At 66.1% G+C, this 18,154-nt stretch carries 17 protein-coding genes; 6 read left to right on the forward strand and 11 right to left on the reverse strand.

The window, feature by feature from the left end:
• The 11 genes from MELE44368_RS08345 to MELE44368_RS08395 form a co-directional block, all read right to left on the reverse strand.
• Positions 1–813: DUF222 domain-containing protein (locus MELE44368_RS08345; protein WP_128108086.1), on the reverse strand; the 813-nt coding region annotated here is incomplete at its 3' end.
• 67 nt (positions 814–880) lie between these two features.
• The gene (locus MELE44368_RS08350; protein WP_164890061.1) at positions 881–2,581 is read right to left on the reverse strand and encodes a PE-PPE domain-containing protein; all 1,701 of its coding nucleotides are present in this window, start codon (positions 2,579–2,581) and stop codon (positions 881–883) included.
• A gap of 101 nt (positions 2,582–2,682) precedes the next feature.
• Entirely contained in the window at positions 2,683–3,006 is a 324-nt protein-coding gene (locus MELE44368_RS08355; protein WP_241566525.1) for a cupin domain-containing protein, read from the reverse strand.
• Between the two features lie 92 nt (positions 3,007–3,098).
• Positions 3,099–3,608 (reverse strand): Rv2253/PknI dimerization domain-containing protein, encoded by a 510-nt coding sequence (locus tag MELE44368_RS08360; protein WP_128108088.1) that lies wholly within the window; start codon positions 3,606–3,608, stop codon positions 3,099–3,101.
• Complete coding sequence (locus MELE44368_RS08365; protein ID WP_128108089.1) at positions 3,608–4,882, reverse strand: cytochrome P450; 1,275 nt, start codon at positions 4,880–4,882, stop codon at positions 3,608–3,610. The genes MELE44368_RS08360 and MELE44368_RS08365 overlap by 1 nt, the downstream gene beginning before the upstream one ends.
• Positions 4,879–5,508 carry a TetR/AcrR family transcriptional regulator gene (locus MELE44368_RS08370; RefSeq protein ID WP_128108181.1) on the reverse strand — a complete coding sequence of 210 codons (630 nt, stop codon included), beginning with the start codon at positions 5,506–5,508 and terminating at the stop codon, positions 4,879–4,881. The genes MELE44368_RS08365 and MELE44368_RS08370 overlap by 4 nt, the downstream gene beginning before the upstream one ends.
• Before the next feature lie 56 nt (positions 5,509–5,564).
• Entirely contained in the window at positions 5,565–6,002 is a 438-nt protein-coding gene (locus MELE44368_RS08375) for a nitroreductase family deazaflavin-dependent oxidoreductase (protein ID WP_128108090.1), read from the reverse strand.
• 6 nt (positions 6,003–6,008) lie between these two features.
• Positions 6,009–7,265 (reverse strand): cytochrome P450, encoded by a 1,257-nt coding sequence (locus tag MELE44368_RS08380; RefSeq protein ID WP_128108091.1) that lies wholly within the window; start codon positions 7,263–7,265, stop codon positions 6,009–6,011.
• A complete protein-coding gene (locus tag MELE44368_RS08385) occupies positions 7,262–8,050 on the reverse strand; it encodes an SDR family NAD(P)-dependent oxidoreductase (RefSeq protein WP_128108092.1) in 789 nt (262 codons plus the stop codon). Before MELE44368_RS08385 ends, MELE44368_RS08380 begins: the two co-directional genes overlap by 4 nt.
• Positions 8,047–9,267, reverse strand: coding sequence for an amidohydrolase family protein (locus MELE44368_RS08390; RefSeq protein WP_128108093.1), 1,221 nt, complete (start codon positions 9,265–9,267; stop codon positions 8,047–8,049). Before MELE44368_RS08390 ends, MELE44368_RS08385 begins: the two co-directional genes overlap by 4 nt.
• Positions 9,264–10,688 carry an aldehyde dehydrogenase family protein gene (locus MELE44368_RS08395; RefSeq protein ID WP_241566526.1) on the reverse strand — a complete coding sequence of 475 codons (1,425 nt, stop codon included), beginning with the start codon at positions 10,686–10,688 and terminating at the stop codon, positions 9,264–9,266. Before MELE44368_RS08395 ends, MELE44368_RS08390 begins: the two co-directional genes overlap by 4 nt.
• A 217-nt stretch (positions 10,689–10,905) precedes the next feature.
• Here MELE44368_RS08395 and MELE44368_RS08400 point away from each other — a divergent pair, with 217 nt between their 5' ends.
• From MELE44368_RS08400 to MELE44368_RS08425, 6 genes are read left to right on the forward strand one after another with little or no spacing between them, the layout of a single operon-like run.
• Positions 10,906–12,096 (forward strand): MCE family protein, encoded by a 1,191-nt coding sequence (locus MELE44368_RS08400; protein ID WP_128108095.1) that lies wholly within the window; start codon positions 10,906–10,908, stop codon positions 12,094–12,096.
• The gene (locus tag MELE44368_RS08405) at positions 12,093–13,121 is read left to right on the forward strand and encodes an MCE family protein (protein ID WP_128108096.1); all 1,029 of its coding nucleotides are present in this window, start codon (positions 12,093–12,095) and stop codon (positions 13,119–13,121) included. Before MELE44368_RS08400 ends, MELE44368_RS08405 begins: the two co-directional genes overlap by 4 nt.
• Positions 13,114–14,169 carry an MCE family protein gene (locus MELE44368_RS08410; RefSeq protein WP_128108097.1) on the forward strand — a complete coding sequence of 352 codons (1,056 nt, stop codon included), beginning with the start codon at positions 13,114–13,116 and terminating at the stop codon, positions 14,167–14,169. Before MELE44368_RS08405 ends, MELE44368_RS08410 begins: the two co-directional genes overlap by 8 nt.
• 2 nt (positions 14,170–14,171) lie before the next feature.
• Positions 14,172–15,479, forward strand: coding sequence for an MCE family protein (locus tag MELE44368_RS08415; protein WP_128108098.1), 1,308 nt, complete (start codon positions 14,172–14,174; stop codon positions 15,477–15,479).
• Positions 15,476–16,720, forward strand: a complete 1,245-nt coding sequence (locus MELE44368_RS08420) for an MCE family protein (protein WP_409366111.1) — start codon at positions 15,476–15,478, stop codon at positions 16,718–16,720. The genes MELE44368_RS08415 and MELE44368_RS08420 overlap by 4 nt, the downstream gene beginning before the upstream one ends.
• Positions 16,720–18,153: an MCE family protein gene (locus tag MELE44368_RS08425; protein ID WP_128108100.1), complete on the forward strand. Its 1,434-nt coding sequence runs from the start codon at positions 16,720–16,722 to the stop codon at positions 18,151–18,153. The genes MELE44368_RS08420 and MELE44368_RS08425 overlap by 1 nt, the downstream gene beginning before the upstream one ends.
• Position 18,154 lies beyond the last annotated feature (1 nt).

Below are 18,154 nucleotides of genomic sequence, written 5' to 3' on the forward strand. Positions count from 1 at the left end.
CGCAGTGGTGGGGGTGGTGGTGATGGCGTGGATGACGATGGCGGTGGCGCGGGGGTCGGGGGCGCTGGCGCGTGGGCAGTGTGGGCTGTTGCAGTGACACGCCAGCTGCTCGGCTCCGGCGGCGATCGCACCCAGGGCGGCGGCGCGGCGTTGACCGGCGCTGCGCGGATCCGCATCGCACACGCTGGTGCTCAGCTCGAGGATGCGTTGGTGTAGCAGCGCGGCATCGGGGGCGGTCAGCCGGCCATACACGGAGGCGGTGCCGGTGGCGTCATCGGGCTTGCCGATCTGCACATCGCAGTTGCGCGCGGCTTCATGAAAGCGCCGCCGGGCATCGGGGTCATGGGTTTCCACGATGGCGTCGATGGCCAACTCCAGGCGCTGCTGCGACAGCGCGCCCCACCCGCGGGCGTGCTCGGCGATCGCGGCATCGATACGGGCGGCCAACTCCGCGCTGATGACCAGGTGGGTGCGCCAGGTGATGGTGGACACCAACGCCGCGCTAATGGCCCCGGTGCTGAACAGGGCGGCGACCTTGGGTAGCCGCTCGCGCAAAGCGAGCCCGATGGCCAGTTGTTGTTTGGCGCGGTGATGGCTGATGCCCATCGCCGCGGACACTTCGGCGGCCGCGCACGCCCACAGATCCACCAGCCACTTTTGGCGTTCGTCGTCTTCGGGTTCCGTCGCGCGTGCGGCCAGCTCCCCGGCCGCGGCCAGCCGCCGCGCCGCGGCCTGGGCTTCGGCGCGGGTGCAGGCCTGGATCTCGGCCACCAGATCGGCCTCCTCGACCGACCGAAACTCCGAACCGAACATACGTTCGATACTGCCAAAGGGGTCTGACAAAACAGACCCCGCAGGTCAGCGGCTTATCTGGCCTAGTTCATGCAGCGGTCCCAGTACTCGACTTGGTGCCGCCCTGACCGGCTGCCGAGTCCCCGGTGCCCGCGTTGTCCGCCGTACCGGGGGTGCGCGACGCCGGTTTCTCAGCGACATCGGTTCCGGACGCGGTCGTAGAGAATTCGGTCTCCGAAGACGTTTCCTCGTCCTCGGACAGAGCGTCATCCTCCGCTGGGGTTCCGTCCGCTTCCAGGACTTCGTCCTCCGCCAAGGTCTGGTCCTCCGACAGGGCCTCTACGTGTGGATCGACCTCTTCCTCCGCGACGGTGGCATCCTCGGGTAGCGCTTCGTTCCCCATCGCAGTGGCGTCCTCAATCGAAGAGTCGTCATCCACCGTCGTCTCGGCAGCCAACGGAGTGGCGTTCTCTGACTCATCCTCGTCGAGGCGCAGCGGCTGCCCCGCGGATCGACGGGTGGTCTCGTTCTCGGCAGCGGAGGAGGCGAGGTCATCTGTTTGCACGGTGGGCACGCCGAGATGCGGAGCAATACGACGCAGGATGTGGATCAACGTGTCAGTCAACACATTCGGAGGCGCATCAGGACGCGGATACAGCAGGTTGTCCTCTGCCCACGCCGTCAACGGGAACAGCACCGGGTCGATGATCAGATTGAGCAAATCGGGCACGCCCAGCGAATTCAAGACGCTGTCAAACGCCGTCGCCACTGGCCCCTCGATCGCCGCGAACGCTTGGAACGGATTGAAGTAGGTGTTCAGCTGTCGCACCGCATTGCGGTAAGGAACACCGATCACATTGGCCGACAACGCCTCCAACGACTCCAGTTGCGCCGTCAACAGTTCGTAGCCCGGAAGTTGGCCGCCGAAGATCCTTGCCGCGTTGTTGGCGCCCTCGACAACCGCTCCCGCGAGCTGGATCGCGAAGGTCACCGGATCGATCACCGGAATCAGCTGCGCCGGTGTGGGTTCCCCGAACGGGATCGTGCGGTCGTAGCCCGCATCGACCAGCACCCTGAAGAATGGTTCGAAGACGTCGATGACCTGTTCAGGTACTCCGAACAGACGGAAGGGGTCGAACAGCGGCAGATCCTCGGTGGGGATCCAGTAGTAGGTGGTGTCACCGTATTGCTGGACCACGGTGCCCGGGACGTATTTCGGGCTGTTGGGATCGAGGCTGACCTCCGGACCGTAGAGCGCGTGCACGAACAGCACACCGAATATCGCGTTGAGGGTCGCCACCGGGTTGAACAGAAACTGCGGGGTGTCGGCCAGACCGTCGAACTCACGCACGATGTCGATCGTCTCGAACCCGAGGTCGGTGGGTGCCGCGCCGTTGAAGGTGAAGTCGAAGAACGGGATCGTGATGCCTGCCAACCGCGAAGCGATCCCGCCGTTCGGCCGGTTCCCCACCCCGATACCCACGAAGATGACTTCGGGCACCTCCTCCCCCCGTGCCTTGCGTTCCGCCAGCTCTGCTTTCACCCGCATCGTCACCACGGTGCTCTGTGAGAAGCCGAACACCACGAACGGTTCATTCTGCTCGGCCATGGCATCGAGCAGCAGGTCGATGCCGCCCTCGACGGACCCGTTGATCCCGATGATCTGTGAGCGTTGCCGCACTGCGATCGGGGTGTACCCCGCCGCGTCGGGAACGGTCGGTGCGATGAAGTCCCTCACCGCAGAGTCCATGAATCCCTGGCTGGGAACGGGAAATGTGGTGCCATCCATGATGAGTGCGTTGGTAAGCAGCCGCACGGCTGTGGGAAGCGTTGTGGTCCAACCCAACGCGGCTGTAAGGGTCAGTGCCAGCAATGAAAGCAGGAACCTGTTCACGCGCCGCCCCGGTCGGCGGTGCGTTGCATCGCGTCCATGCATTGCTGCAGGGCGAACGCCGGGTTGAACTCGATGTGCTTGGTGGGTCCGGAGTATTTCAGGATGTGTCCGGCCGGGAAGAAGTACACCTCACCGGCCACTGCTTCCTCGTCGGGCCGGTCGGTGTTGGGATACGTTGCGCTGACTGCTCCTTCAACGACATAGCCGTAATGCGGGCACATGCACAACCCGCCGGGCAACCCGCCGATCCGGTAGAGCTCGGTGCAGTCCAGCGGGTGAACGACCGAAGTGAAGCCGACCTCCATATCACCCCACTGCACCGAACGGAATCCGTCTCCCGCCGCAGGCCAGCGGCCACCGCCGCCACTCGGAAGATCGGTTGGTTTGGCGTGTGGCATATCGGCCTTTCGGGTCAGTCCAGCTTCTCCAGCCGGAACGGCATCTCGATTTCGGTCTTCTCGTTGAGGCTGCAGCCGCCGCTTTCACCCGACGTCTTGTCGAACCCGGCGAACAGTCGGGAGCCAGGCAGCATGAACCCGTCGTCACCCACGGGAAAGAAGCGGTAACTCTGGTGACCCGTCACCGTTCTGCCGCTGCCGTCCGCGCACCGCTGCCAGTCGGCTAGATCGCGCTTGACGATGTATTCGCCGTTGCGGACGGTGATTTCGGCACTCCAGCCCGCGTCACTGTCCACAGTGCCGCTGCAGGTGACGACGTTCGTGCACGTCATGGCGATGGTCCACACGCTTCGGACGGTGGCCTGGTTGCGGCGGACTTCGTTGGTGGTGGCCCAGCCGCCGTTCGAGGTGGCCAGGAAGGTGCCGTTGAGGGCCCAGTCGGCGGCCGCGTGCGCGCGGGGCGCGGCGACGGCGCCGGCCACCACAACCGCGGTCAGCGCCGTCACCAGAGTCGCAACGCGCATCAGCTCACCGGCGTGAACCGAAGGTGCAGATCGGTCAGGCCCCGCAGAATGTAAGTCGGCTCGTACGTCAGCCGTCGGGCATCGGGCGGTCCGTGGAATCGCTCGTCGAGGTCGATATCGGTCATCCGCGCCAAGATTCGCTCCAGCGACACCCTTCCCTCGACACGCGCCAGCGGAGCGCCGGGACACGAGTGCGCCCCGCGTGCGAACGCGATCTGCTCGCGCACGTTCTTGCGGTCGAGCCGGAACTCGTGCGGGCACTCGAACCTGTCCGGGTCGCGGTTGGCCGCCGCCGCGGAGATCATCACCGTCGTGCCGGCAGGGATATCCACTCCCCCTAGCGTCGTCGACCGCACCGCCAGCCGGAATTCGGTCTTGACCGGGCTTTCCATCCGCAGCGCTTCTTCGATGAAGATCGGCACGAGGGTGGGGTCGTCACGCAGGCGCTGCTGCAGTTCTGGCCGCTCGCACAGGATCAGCAGGGCCGCACCGAGCAGCTTGGCGGTGGTCTCCTGGCCGGCACCGAACAGGAAGCTCGCCGTGCGCACCACCTCGGTGACCGCGGGTTGGGAGCCGTCGGGGTACGTCGCCGTGGCGAGATCGCTCAGCACGTCGTCACCCGGGTGGGCGCGCCGCTCTTCGATGTACGCGCTGAACTTCTCGTCGAGAAACTCCAGCGGGTTGATCGCCGCCGCATCACCCTCGATGTTCCCCATCAAATGCGGGTTGGCCAATGCGTCCCGGAACTCTTTGTGATCCTCACGGGGGACACCCAGTAGGTCAGCGATCGCCAACAACGAGAACGGCTTGGAATACGCGGTGAGGAACTCACATTCGCCGCTGTCGACGAACTCGTCGAGCTGGCTGTCGGCCAGCTCCCACAGGAAGTCCTGATTGGCCTTGAGCCGACTGGGCGTCAGAAGGCGCGACAGGATCGAACGGGCCCGGGTGTGGTTGGGCGGGTCCATCGCGACCATGTGCTCGTGCAGCGGCATCTGGGTGCGGTGCGCGTCGATCTGGTCGCGGATGTCGTCCCCTTCGGGGGTGAACGGCAGCGGCGGGAACGGGCCGCCCACGGCCACACAGTTCGACCACTGCTCGGCGTCCTTGAACACCTCGAGAGTCTCTTCGTATCCGGTGACCGCTACGACACCGTGATGCGGTTCTCTCACGGCCCGACCCTGGCTGCGCAGGTACTCGAAGTACGGATGCGGGTCGGGTACGAAAACCGGGCTGGTGAAGAAGTCGATGTCACCGAAATCGGATTTGGTCACTGATCAACACCTTTCGCGAACTGAGGGGTGCCGCCGAGTGCGGTCAGGCAGAAGTTCCACAGGTTGTCCTTGACGAGCTTCAGTTCACCACGACTGTCGTCGGCAAAGGCGTAGAAGTGATAAACCGACCGGACCAACTCGCCGAGGAACCACGAGTCCCATTCCGGATCAGAAGGCTTGAGAAGCCCCATTTCGATCGCCGTCTCGACCTCGGTACGCAGCAGCTCGATGAATGGCTTCTCGGCTTCGGCGAGCTCCTTGGGAAACTGCCGGTGCAGCCGCCACCGGGTGGACACCACGAATTTCGCCAACGCCGAATCCTGACGGTCGCCGTCGAGGCGTTCCAGCGTGCTCGTGATGTAGAACCGCAGACGGTCGAGCGGATCAGTGCGTCCGCTGGCCGCTTGCGTCCACCGCTCGCACGCCTCGGTCATGGCGTCGCCGATCAGTGCCAGCAGTAGTTCGTCCTTGCCGGCGAAGTAGCGGTAGAAGGTCTGGAGTGCAACGCCCGCCTCCGCGACGAGTTCCTGCGTGGTGAATTGGTCGCCCTTGGTGGCGATCAACCGCCTTGCGGCATCGAGCATCTGCCCGACGTGCTGGGCGATCCGCACGCGTGAGCGCTGCACCGCCGCGGACCGTTCGACGGCGCGTTCGACCCACGTTTCGGAGGGTGCTCCTCCGTTCATGATGTCGGAGACAACACGACGACGGGAATCGGCCGATCCGTCCGTGCTTGGTAGACATCGTAGTTCGGCCACAGCCCGGTCATGATGCGCCACAGCCGTGGTTTCTCCTCGGCGGTCGCGGTGCGCCCGGTCACGGCGATGCGCTCATCGCGCACCTGGATCTCGGCGGCGGGGTGAGCCCGGAGATTGAGGTACCACTGCGGATGCATCGGAGCGCCTCCCATGGAGGCCACGACGAGGTAGTCGTCGCCGTCGCGGCCGAAGATCAGCGCCGACGTCCGCGGCCGGCCACTGCGCCTGCCCGTGACCGTGAGCAGCAGGGTGGGCACACCGTTCCACAGGTAGCCCACCTCGCCGCCGGTATCGCGGTAGGCCGCGATGTGATCGTCACCGACCAGCGTGAGATCTGGTGCGGTGTAGTATCTTTCGGTCATAGCACCTCAGGCCGGGTCGAAGAGGACGGGAATCGCGGTCGCGCCGCGTTCGTACAGGCCGACGAACCGGGGTGGTTCGGCGTCGGGTTCAAGTCGCAGGTTCGGCAGGCGGTCCAGCAACGCCGAGATCGCGACGGCCATCTCGGCCCGGGCGACGTGCATACCCAGACAGATGTGTGCGCCCTGCCCGAAGCCGAGGTTCGGCCGCAGCGGGCGGTGGATGTCGAACTCGTCGGGACGGTCCCATCGCCGCGGATCCCGGTTGGCCGCACCGATGTTGATGTGCACCACCGAGCCGGCGGGTATTTCCACGCCGCCGAGTTCGGTGTCCCGCATCACCCAGCGGGAAAACATCGGATCGGTCGGCATCCAGCGCACCGACTCCTCGATCGCCGGCCGCAACAACGAGCGGTCCTGCCGTACGGCGTCGAGCATCTCCGGGCGTTGCAACAGCGCGGTCAGCGTCGTGCCCATCTGCTTCCACGTGGTGCCCGAACCGGCGCCGAGCAACAACAGGACAAAGGAATCGATCTCGCGTTCGGTCAGGAACGTGGTGTGCCCGTCGTCGTCGGTGATCTCCGCCTGAACCAGCACGCTGATCAGGTCGTCCTGCGGCTGTTCGCGCCGCGCCGCGATCACCGGGCGGATCAGTTCGATCACCCGCTGCGGGTCGCGCGCGAGCGCCGCGCGTATCTCGAGTGCCTGCTCGACGGGAACCCCGAAACTACCGGTGATCGTGAGAATCGGGATGGCCGCGCAGAAGTCGACATTGAGCTCCGCATGACCGTCACGCGCGAACCCGTCGATCAGCATGTCGACGGTCGCCGAGATCCAATTGTCGATCCACCAGTTGCAGTTCGACGACAAGAACGACGGCTGCACCAGCGCGCGGTAACGCTTGTGCTGTGCACCGTCCATGGACAGCATGCTGTTGGTCAGACCCAGCGGGCCGTTGTCGAGGTCGACCGGTTCGGGCGACGATGCGAACACGTCCGGATCCCGGTGCGCGGCAAAGCATGTCTCGTAGTCGAACAACGTGAAGTGGGGCCGGTCAGGATAGGGCAGGCCGTGGAAGTACATCGCGCCCTCACAGCCGGTGAGCTCGTGCAGAACGCCGGGCAGCACGGGCCCCTGCTCACGTAGCCGATGCCAGATCGGATACGGATCTTCCTGGTAGGCACCACCGCTGAGCTCGTTGTAGGAGCTGCGCAGGTCGAACAGTTCGCGCAGACGCTCGCGGTCCAACAGCTGGGAGGTGCTCATCGGGCCACGTACCCTCCGTCGACCGGCAGTGCCACCCCGGTGACGTTGCGCGCCGCGTCGGACACCAGGTACAGCGCGGCCTCCGCACAGTCCTCGGCGGTGATCGCACGGCCCAGAGGGTGCTGTGCGCCGACCTTCTCGGCGATTCCGGCACGCTGCGCTTCGCCCACTTCCAAGCCGCCCGCCGCCATGAAGCCGGTCAGCGGCATGGCCGCCGGGCAGATCGCATTCACCCGGATGCCGAACGGTGCGGCTTCGATCGCGACCGCGCGGGTCAGCTGCAGCACGCCGCCTTTCGTCGCGCCGTATACCGGACCGCCCCACGCCACCAACCCGGCCACCGAGCCGGTGTTGAGGATCACGCCGCCGTCGCCCTGCGCTTTGAACTGCAGCACAGCGTGTTTGCAGCCGAGGAACACTCCCCCGAGGTTGACCGCGACCAACCGGTTGAAGTCCTCGAGCGTGTGGTCCTCGAGGGTTGCGCCGAGCCGCGGGGTCGGAATTCCGACGTTGTTGAAGACGATGTCGAGCCGGCCGAACGAGTCGACCGCAGCGGCGATCATCGACCGGACCTGCTCGTCGACCGACACGTCGACACCCACCGCGACCGCGGTGCCGCCGGACCCCTCGATCCGGCGGACCGTCTCCTTGGCCTGGTCGAGGTCGACATCGGCCGCCACCACCCGCGCACCTTCTTCGGCGAACCTCAGCGCGGACGCCCGACCCACTCCCGAGCCGGCGCCGGTGACGACGGCGCTCTTGCCGTCGAGGACTCCGCCGCTCATGCGCTCGCCAGCACGGGCGGCTCGGCGGGGGTGAAGCGGTACAGCTTTTCGGCATTGCCGCGCAGCAGCTTGTACTGAATGCCTTCCGGCAGGTCTTTCATGGTGCTGCGGGCGACCTCGATGCAGTCCGGCCAGGTGGAGTCCGAGTGCGGATAGTCGGTCTCGCACATGATGTTGTCCTCGCCGAGCTCGTCGATGCTCTTGATCGCATGACGGTCCTCGATGATGCAGCCGAAGATGTGGTTGCGGAACGTCTCGCGGATATCGAGCGTGTCCAGATCCGCTGCGTTGCCTGCGTGACCCATGAACTTCGTGCCGCGCTTGACCCAGTACCGCTGCTTGTCGAGGACCTGCTCGGCGCGTTCGAGAAAGTAGGGCATCCAGCCCATTTCGCCCTCGGACAGCGCGATTTTCAGGTTGGGGTAGCGCTGGAACAACCCGCTGAACAACCAGGAGAGCATGGTTCCCGACGTGCGGGAGGCGCCCCAGGTCAGATTGGCCATGAACGGCGCGTCACTGCAGATCTTGGGTAGCTGCGACGACGAGCCGACATGCATGCTGGCCACCATCCCGGTCTCGTTGGCCGCCGCCATCACGGGCTCCCAGTATCCGTCGGGATCGTGAATGGTCGGCAGCCCCAACGGCTCCGGGTTCTCCGAGAAAGCGAACGTCGTCACGCCCCTGGCCGCCATGCGCTCGATCTCCCTGGCCGCCAGCGGTGGATCCCACATCGGGATCAACATCAACGGGATGTACCGGCCGGCGGCCGCCGCGCACCATTCCTCGACAAGCCAGTCGTTGTAGTGCTGCAGGCATTCGAACCCGAACTCACGATCGCTGGCTTCCATGAAGAGCTGCCCGCAGAACCGGGTGATCGTCGGGAAGCACAGCGAGGCAAGCACACCCGCACGGTCCATGTCCTCGACGCGCGCCTTGGGGTCATAGCAGCCCGGACGCATCTCGGCATAGGACAGCGGTTCGGGGCTGAACTCCTCCTTGGATTTGCCGACCACCGCGCTCAACCCCGAGTTCGGGTAGCGCTTTCCGTCGTAGACCCACATGTCGACCCCGTTCTCGTCGGGTTCCATGTGCGGCGCCTTGTCGCGGTCCTTGGCGGCGACGCGGTCCACCCAGAGGTTCGGTGGTTCGAGGATGTGGTCGTCGACCGAGATCAACCAGTTGAGGTCATAGTTGGCTGCATCGCCGTCAGCGCTCATCGTGAAAGCTCCCCTATCGACATGTGTTTGACTTCCTGGAACTCGCGGATCCCGTCGGGGCCCCGTTCGCGGCCGAGGCCGCTCTGCTTGTATCCGCCGCTGGGGGCGTAGGCCGAGAACACTGTGGTGTTCACGTTGACCGCCCCGGTGCGCAGGCGACGCGCCACCTGCACCGCCGTCGCCACATCCGCCCCGTACACCTGGCCCGAGAGTCCGTAGATGCTGTCGTTGGCGATCGCGATTGCGTGATCGAGGTCGCGGTACCCGAGCACCGCGATCACGGGGCCGAAGATCTCATCCTGCGCAGCGGGATTGGCGTTGTCGGGAACCTCGAGCACGGTCGGTTCGACGTAGTAGCCGCGGCTCAGCCCGGCCGGCCGGCCGCCGCCGCAGACCACCTTGGCGCCGTGTTCCTCGGCCGACGCGATGATCCGCTCACACTTGTCGCGCTGTGCGGCGCTGATGACGGGCCCCATGGCGGCGTCGGACTGATCGGGCGGTCCCACCTTGATCGAACGATAGGCACCGCTGACCGCCTCCACCGCCTGCGCGCGCAGATCCTCGGGAACCAACATGCGCGTCGCGGCCACGCAGGCCTGTCCGGCGGTGCTCATCACCACCATCGCGGCACCCGCGGCGACGCGGTGAATCGCATCGGGCAGATAGATCTGCGCCGACTTGCCGCCCAGTTCCAGCGAGACCCGCTTCACTGTCGGCGCCGCCTGCGCCAGTATCTTTCGGCCCGCCAGGGTGGAGCCGGTGAACGACACCATGTCGACGGCCGGATGGGTGGTCAGCAATTCCGCAGCAGCAGTGCCGGATTCGACGACGACGCTCAACGCACCGGCGGGCAGCCCGGCCGCGTCGGCGGCCATACCGAAGACCAGCGACGAGATCGGCGTCAACGGACTGGGTCGCAAGATGACCGAATTGCCTGCCATGAGCGCCGGTATGAGCTTCTGAAAGCCCATGATCAGCGCGGCGTTGTAGGGCGTGATGGCCGCGACCACCCCGACCGGCTCATGCCTGCGGATGCTCAACGCGACCCGGCCGCGCACGAGATCGTCGACCGGAACGGGGCTGGCCTCTTCGTGGGTCATCGACTGGTACAGGTCGATGGTCTGGCGGGCCAGTCCGACCCCGGCACGCAGCTGCGTCATCTCCGCGAACCGGGTGGGTTGGCCGGCCTCGGCGACCATGGTGGGCACCAGGATCTCGGCGCTGCCCTCGATGTGGTCGACGAACGCATGCAGGATCCGTGCCCGGTCCGCCACTGCCAAGTCGGCCCACAGGCCGGCGTCGAAGCTGCGGCGCGCCTCGCCGATGGCGTGCTCGACCTGATCGAGCGGGGTGACGGTGACGTCGGCGACGTGGGTCTCGTCGGCGGGATTCTCGACGCTGACCACGTCGTCGCCGGTCACCCAGCAACCCGCAACGTATGTCCGCCGCTCCGCGAGAATCGCCACATCGCCCCTTTTCCGCGTTAACCGACCACGTCACAGTAGAACATAGTTCTACTTTTGACCATCTTGAGGTTCTGAAATTCGCTGTGTATTCTTCTCGTCACCACAAGTGTGAGATTTCGGTCACATCCTAGGGGGAGCCGTTGGTCGCCGCTAGCAAGTCGCTGAACGCTTCATGCGTCCCGGCTTGAAGCCTCGGCTGCTGGCCGGGTCGCTCGCGGTGCTCGGCATGGCCGGCGTCGTCGCGCTGGCGATCGCGATGTTCAACGGCAGCTTCACCGCCACGGTGCCGCTCACCGTGCTGACGGACCGCGCCGGCCTGCTCACGGATCCCGGCGCGCGGGTCAAGCTGAACGGGGCCCAGATCGGCACGGTCTCAGAGATCACCGAGCTGCCGAACGGTCGCGCCGCACTGAAGCTCGCGATCGAACCCGCCCGGATGGCGCTGCTGCCCGACAACGTCGATGTCCAGATCGGCGCCAACACGGTGTTCGGCGCCAAGTCAGTCGAGTTCGTCCCCCCGCCAGACCCCTCGACCGTACCGCTGCGCGCGGGCCAGGTGCTCGATTCCGAGCATGTGACGGTCGAGGTGAACACGATCTTCGAAGACCTCAACGCCGTTCTGCAGCACGTCGATCCGGTCAAGCTCAACGAGACCCTGGGTGCGATGTCAACGGCGCTGACCGGTCGCGGTGAAACGTTCGGCCGCTCGTTGCGAGACTTCAACTCCTTTCTCGCAAAGATCGAACCGAGCCTGCCTGCGCTGAGCCGCGAGCTGCAGGCGTTTCCCGATGTCGCCACCGCTTACGCCGACGCCGCGCCCGACCTCATGTCGATCATCGACAACGCCAGCCAAATCAGCCGCTCGCTGGTCGACCAGCATTCGGCCCTCGACAGATTCCTGGTGTCCAGCATCGGGTTGGCCGATATCGGCAACGACGTCATCGGCGGCAATCGTGAGCCGCTCACCGACCTGATGCGGCTCATGGTGCCGACCACCGACCTGACCAACGAGTACCACGAGGCCCTCACCTGTTCGCTGACCGGCGTCATCGCGTTCGCGCTCAAGCCGCCCGCGCCGGTGCCCGGCGTGAATGACCTCGGCGCCCTGACGCTGGGGTTGGAGCGCTATCGCTATCCACAGGACCTGCCGAAGGTCGCCGCGACTGGTGGACCGCAATGTGAAGGGCAGCTGCCGCTGAAGTTCAACACGTACCCGCCCAAACTCGTCGCCGACGTCGGCACCGACCCGACCCGGTACGGCAACCAGGGCCTACTGCTGAACTCCGACGGTCTCAAACAGTGGTTGTTCGGCCCCATCGACGGCCCGCCGCGTAACACCGCACAGTGGGGTCAGCCGGGATGAGCCTGACGCGGACCATTCTCAAGTTCGGCGCCTTCGCCGCCGTCATGACGGTTCTCACCGCCAGCCTGTTCTTGATCTTCGGTGAATTCCGAAGCGGTTCCAGCCGAAGCTATTCGGCGGTCTTCGCCGACGTCTCGAGCCTGGAGCCGGGTGATTCGGTACGGGTGGCCGGGGTTCGGGTCGGCACCGTCGGCACCGTCACGTTGCGACCCGACAACACGGTGTTGGTCGGGTTCGACGCCGACGAGGACGTGGTACTCACCAGCGGCACGCGCGCCGCGGTGCGGTATCTCAACCTCGTCGGTGACCGGTACATGGAACTCGTCGACGGTCCAGGATCAACCCAAATGCTGCCTAGCGGTGGACAGATACCCGCGGACCGCACGCAGCCGGCGCTGGACCTCGATCTGCTGCTCGGCGGGCTCAAACCGGTGATCCGGGGACTGGATCCCGACGACGTCAACGCGCTCACCAACGCACTGGTGCAGATCTTCCAGGGCCAGGGCGGCACCTTGCAGTCGTTGCTCAGCCGGACCTCGTCGTTCTCGAACACTTTGGCCGACAACAACACCGCGCTGGAAAGCCTGGTCGACAACCTCGACGCGGTGCTAGCCATCCTCGGTGAGGAGGGTGAGCGGTTCTCGGGTGCGCTGGACCGGTTCGAACAGCTGACGTCGGAGTTGGCCGCCGACCGCAACACGATCGGCGATGCCGTCACCGCGCTCAGCACCGGCACGGCGTCGATCGCGCGGTTGTTGTCCGAGGCCCGTGCCCCGCTGGCGGGAACGGTCGACGAACTTCACCGGGTGGCTCCGCTATTGGAGAAGGACAGGGACCTCATCGAGGTTTCGCTGCAACGCGCACCCGAGAACTACCGCAAGCTGGCCAGGGTCGGCTCCTACGGCAGCTTCGTGAACTACTACCTCTGCGGTATCACGGTGCGCGTCACCGATCTTGAAGGCCGCACGGCTGTCTTCCCGTGGATCAAACAACGAGACGGAAGGTGTGCGGAACCGGATGCTTAAGTACCGCGGCGCCAACCGGAAGCGGGCCGGCTTCATCGGAGTCCTGCTCATGGTGTTGGTCGTCGCCGTCGGGCTGCAACCCGAACGCCTGATGTCGTGGGCCACCGCGGTCCGGTACTACGCCGAGTTCGCCGAGGCAGGCGGGCTGAGCCCCGGCAACGAAGTCAAGGTCTCCGGGGTCAAGGTCGGCACCGTCACCGACGTCGCGTTGGGCCGACACGGTGCGGTCGTGACGTTCGTCGTCAAAGACACTGTGCGCCTCGGTGATCAGACCACCGCGCACATCAGGACGGGGACGCTGTTGGGTGCGCGGATCCTCACGCTGGAGCCCGACGGTGGGACCGCCATGAATTCCGGCGACATGATTCCGCTGTCGCGGACCGGATCGCCCTACTCGCTCAACGAGGCGGTCAACGACTTGACCACCAACGTCGCCGCGACGGACACCGCCACGCTGAACCATTCCCTCGACACACTGTCGGCCACCCTCGACCAGATCGCCCCGACCCTGGGACCCACCTTCGACGGGCTGACCCGGCTGTCGCGGTCGTTGAACAGCCGCAGCGAGACACTGGGCACGCTGTTGCAGAACGCCGCCGCGGTCACGCAGGTGCTCGCCCAGCGCAGCCACCAACTCAACACGCTGATTCTCAACGCCAACGACCTGCTCGCGGTGCTGGTGGAACGCAGGCAGGCGATCAGTGAACTGCTCGCCAACACCAGCGCCGTCGCCAAACACCTGACGGCGCTGGTCAAGGAGAACGAAGCCGAGCTCGCCCCGACGCTGGACCGGCTCAACGCGGTGACCGCGATGCTGGAGAAGAACCGCGACAGCCTCTCCGCGGCGCTCCCGGGGCTGAAGAGGTTCGAGATCACCACCAGCGAGGCGGTTTCCAGCGGGCCCTACTACAGCGCCTACGTCCCCAACCTCATACCTCCCCAGTTGCTCCAGCCGTTCTTCGACCACGCGTTCGGCTTCCGGGCGGGCGATCCGCACATGCCACGCGCGCTGTTCCCGTGGCCGCGCAACGGGATTCCGGGAGGCTAGCGATGACGCGGTCGAAGTCTGTCCTGCTCGCGGCGCTGATCGTCATGTTGGTCGCGGGCACCGCGGTGGTGGTGCGCCAGACACTTTTCGCACCGAAGATCATCACGGCCTACTTCTCCTCGGCCACCGGGCTGTATCCGGGCGACGACGTCCGGATCGTCGGGGTGAAGGTGGGCCGGATCCGGTCCATCACCCCGCAGCCCGACCGGGCCGAGGTTACCATCGAGGTGGACCACGACGTGCGGGTCCCCGCCGACGCCAAAGCCGTCATCGTCGCGCAGAACCTGGTCGCCGCGAGGTACGTGCAATTGGCGCCGTTGTACCGCGAGGGCGAGCCGCAGATGCCGGACGGCGCGGTCATCGACCAGGCGCGCACCGCGGTTCCGGTCGAATGGGACGAGGTCAAGGAGCAACTGTCCAGGCTGGCAACCGAACTCGGACCGGACAGCACACTATCCGGTAGTTCGGTGGGCCGGTTCATCGAAAGCACCGCCGACGCCATGGACGACAACGGCGCCAAGCTGCGGGAAACCTTCGCGGTGCTTTCGAAGCTCGCGCGCACCCTGTCCGACGGCAGCGGCGACATCGTGGCCACCATCGAGAACCTGCAGACCTTCGTCACCGCGTTACGCGACAGCAGCGACGACATCGTGCTGTTCGGGAACCGGCTGGCCACCTTCAGCACCGTCTTGGCCGACAGCAGAAACGATCTGGAGGCCGCGATCGCGGAATTGGGCGTGGCTGTGGGCGAGATCCAGCGCTTCGTCGCGGGCACCAGGGACAGGACCGCCGAACAGGTGCAACGTCTCGCCAACGTCACGCAGGTACTGGCCGACCATCGGTCCGATGTGGAGAACATCCTGCACGTCGCGCCTACGGCGTTCGCCAACTCCTACCACATCCTCAACCCGAATGTCCCTGGCGCGCTCGGCACGTTCGTGCTCACCAACTTCTCCAACCCAGTCGCGTTTCTGTGCGGCGCGATCGGTGGCATCGCCAACGCCACCGCGCCCGAGACCGGCAAGCTGTGCGCCGAATACCTCGGGCCCGCGCTGCGGTTGCTCAACTTCAACATCCTGCCGCAGCCGCCGATCAACCCGTTCCTGATGCCGTCCTACACCCCGGACAAGGTGGTGTACGCCGACCCCGCGCTCGCACCCGGCGGGGGCGGTGCCGCCGATCCACCGGAGCCGCCGCCGGCGGTGTCGGCCTACACCGGGGCCGGTGACGCGCCGCTGCCGCAGGCCCCGCCGTCGCTGCAGGGCATGTTGTTGCCTGCCGAAGTCCCGGGAGGGTCACCGCCATCGTGAACACGCGTGCCTTACGACGAAGCGCCGCGGCCGGGATCTGCGCCGCGGTGACGCTCACCTCGTGCGGATTCGGCGGGGTGAACACGCTTCCGCTTCCCGGTGCGGTGGCCAGCGGTCCTGGTAACGACTTCTATCACGTACAGATCGCCAATATCGGGACGCTGGAGTCGAATTCGCCGGTAATGATCGACGACGTGGTGGTGGGCAGTGTCGGGACCATCGACGTCGTCGACTGGCATGCCGAGGTCGAGGTGCGGGTGAAACCCGGCACCGTGGTGCCCGCCAACGCGTTGGCCACCGTCGGGCAGACCAGCCTGCTGGGCTCGATGCACGTGGCGCTCGACCCGCCGATCGGTGAGCCGCCGGCCGGCCGACTACAGCCGGGCTCGACGATCGCGCTGAATCGGTCGTCGACCTATCCGTCCACGGAGCAGACGCTGTCGTCGCTGTCGGTGATCGTCAACGCCGGCGGGCTCGGGCAGATCGGTGATTTCATACACAGCACCGCCACTGCGCTCTCGGGCCGAGAGGCCGACGTTCGCGACCTCATCGCTCGGCTCGACACCTTCGTGGGAACGGTTGACGAGCAACGGGATCGGTTCGCCGCCTCCATCGAGGCGCTGGACCGGCTCACCGGTGTGCTGGCGGCTCAGCGGTCTGACATCACCGACGCGCTACACACGGTGCCGCCGGCGCTCGACGTCCTACTGCAGGAACGCGTCCAGTTGGTCACCGCGATGCAGAAGCTGGGCGAGTTCAGCGACACCGCGACCGAACTGATCAACTCCACCCAGGACGACCTCGTCCGCAACCTGACGAATCTCGAACCGACCCTGAAGGCCCTCGCCGACGTCGGTCCGTACCTCGGCACGGTGGTGGCCTACCTGCCGACATATCCGTTCTCGCAGAACTTCATCGACCGCGCTATCCGCGGCGACTACATCAACATCTTCGCGGCCATGGACCTGACCGTGCCGCGGCTCAAACGCTCGTTGTTCCTGGGTACCCGGTGGGGCGACCCGAACGCCGACTTCGTCCCCGCACCGGGCGACCCGGTTCACCTCAACTACACCTACGCACCGCTCAACGTCGGTATGACGCCGCCCGCGCCGTTGGATGTACCCCGTCCGCAGACCGCACCAGATCCCGTTGCGCCATCGGTGCTTCCGGTGGCCCCGCCGGTGCCGACGCCGCCATCGCCTGCGATCTTCGCCGGGCCCTACCCCGCCGGGGAGAGCTGATGCTCAGCCGCATCGTCCGCACCCAGCTCATCGTGTTCACCGTCGCGGCGGTGATCGCCATGGCGGTGATGGTGTTCGGCTATCTGCAGGTGCCGACATGGCTGGGCATCGGGCACATCAAGGTGACCGTGCAACTGGACGGCACCGGCGGGCTGTACCGGTTCGGCAACGTCACCTACCGCGGCGTGCAGATCGGCAAGGTGTCCAGCGTGGAGCCGACCGCCTCGGGCGCCACCGCGGTGCTCTCCCTGAAGGATTCGCCGCGCATCCCCGCCGACGTCGAGGCACATGTGCGCAGTGTGTCGGCCGTCGGCGAGCAGTACGTCGACCTGGTACCCCGCGGCGACGGGCCCCCGTTCCTGGAGAACGGTGCGGTGATCGGCAAGCAGGACACCACCATTCCTCTCAAAGTGGGCCCGGTGCTCGACGAGCTCAGTGCCATGGTCAAGAGCGTGCCGAAGCAGAAGCTGTCCGATCTGCTCGACGAGTCGTTCCTCGCGTTCGACGGTGCGGGCTACGACGTGGGGTCGCTGCTGGACTCGGGCGCTCGGATCGCCGCCGACGCCGACGCCACCGCCGACCGTACCCGCATTCTCGTCGAGGACAGCGAGCCGCTGCTCGACTCGCAGGTGCAAAGCACTGAGACGCTGCGGGTCTGGGCGCACAGCCTGAGTGCGGTCACCGGTCAACTCGTCGACAGCGATCCGGACATCCGCACGGTGCTCGACACCGGTCCCGGCGCCGCCGACGAGATCGCACGCCTGCTTGAGCAGGTGAAGCCGACACTTCCGGTGCTGCTGGCCAACCTGACCACGGTCGGCGAGATCGGCGTCACCTACAACCCGTCGCTGGAACAACTGCTGGTGCTGCTGCCGCCGTACGTCGCCGGCTTCGGTTCACTGTCGCAGCTGAACAATCCGGTGGGCCTGTCGTTGGGCGGCTTCTCGTTGATGAACGGTGATCCGCCGCCGTGCACGGTGGGCTTTCTGCCGCCGTCGCAGTGGCGTTCACCCGATGACGAGACGGTGATCGACACACCGGACGGGTTGTATTGCAAGCTGCCGCAGGATTCACCGATCGCGGTGCGCGGAGTGCGCAACAACCCGTGCATGGGTAAGCCGGGAAAGCGGGCGCCGACGGTGGAGATCTGCAACAGCGACGAGCCGTACAAGCCGCTGGCGATGCGCCAGCATGTGTTGGGACCGTACCCGTTCGATCCAAACCTGGTGTCGCAGGGGGTGCTTCCCGATGACCGCGTGCTGCCTGACAGCCACACCTTCGCGCCGATCGAGGGGACGCCGCCCCCTCCGAACGCCGCTGCCGTACCCTATGACCCCCGCACCGGCCGCTACATCGGGGACGACGGCCAGGTCTATGAGCAGACCGATCTGAAGAGGCAGCCGACGACGTGGCAGGAGCTGTTTCCGCACTGAT

Source organism: Mycolicibacterium elephantis DSM 44368, from assembly GCF_004014805.1.
Classification (GTDB): domain Bacteria; phylum Actinomycetota; class Actinomycetes; order Mycobacteriales; family Mycobacteriaceae; genus Mycobacterium; species Mycobacterium elephantis.

What these genes read in the sequence shown, in the direction of transcription:
- MELE44368_RS08350 (WP_164890061.1), bottom strand. Translation starts at nt 2,581, where the DNA reads ATGGATGGCACCACATTTCCCGTTCCCAGCCAGGGATTCATGGACTCT.
- MELE44368_RS08380 (WP_128108091.1), bottom strand. Translation starts at nt 7,265, where the DNA reads ATGAGCACCTCCCAGCTGTTGGACCGCGAGCGTCTGCGCGAACTGTTC.
- MELE44368_RS08360 (WP_128108088.1), bottom strand. Translation starts at nt 3,608, where the DNA reads ATGCGCGTTGCGACTCTGGTGACGGCGCTGACCGCGGTTGTGGTGGCC.
- MELE44368_RS08415 (WP_128108098.1), top strand. Translation starts at nt 14,172, where the DNA reads ATGACGCGGTCGAAGTCTGTCCTGCTCGCGGCGCTGATCGTCATGTTG.
- MELE44368_RS08425 (WP_128108100.1), top strand. Translation starts at nt 16,720, where the DNA reads ATGCTCAGCCGCATCGTCCGCACCCAGCTCATCGTGTTCACCGTCGCG.
- MELE44368_RS08405 (WP_128108096.1), top strand. Translation starts at nt 12,093, where the DNA reads ATGAGCCTGACGCGGACCATTCTCAAGTTCGGCGCCTTCGCCGCCGTC.
- MELE44368_RS08385 (WP_128108092.1), bottom strand. Translation starts at nt 8,050, where the DNA reads ATGAGCGGCGGAGTCCTCGACGGCAAGAGCGCCGTCGTCACCGGCGCC.
- MELE44368_RS08400 (WP_128108095.1), top strand. Translation starts at nt 10,906, where the DNA reads ATGCGTCCCGGCTTGAAGCCTCGGCTGCTGGCCGGGTCGCTCGCGGTG.
- MELE44368_RS08410 (WP_128108097.1), top strand. Translation starts at nt 13,114, where the DNA reads ATGCTTAAGTACCGCGGCGCCAACCGGAAGCGGGCCGGCTTCATCGGA.
- MELE44368_RS08390 (WP_128108093.1), bottom strand. Translation starts at nt 9,267, where the DNA reads ATGAGCGCTGACGGCGATGCAGCCAACTATGACCTCAACTGGTTGATC.
- MELE44368_RS08375 (WP_128108090.1), bottom strand. Translation starts at nt 6,002, where the DNA reads ATGACCGAAAGATACTACACCGCACCAGATCTCACGCTGGTCGGTGAC.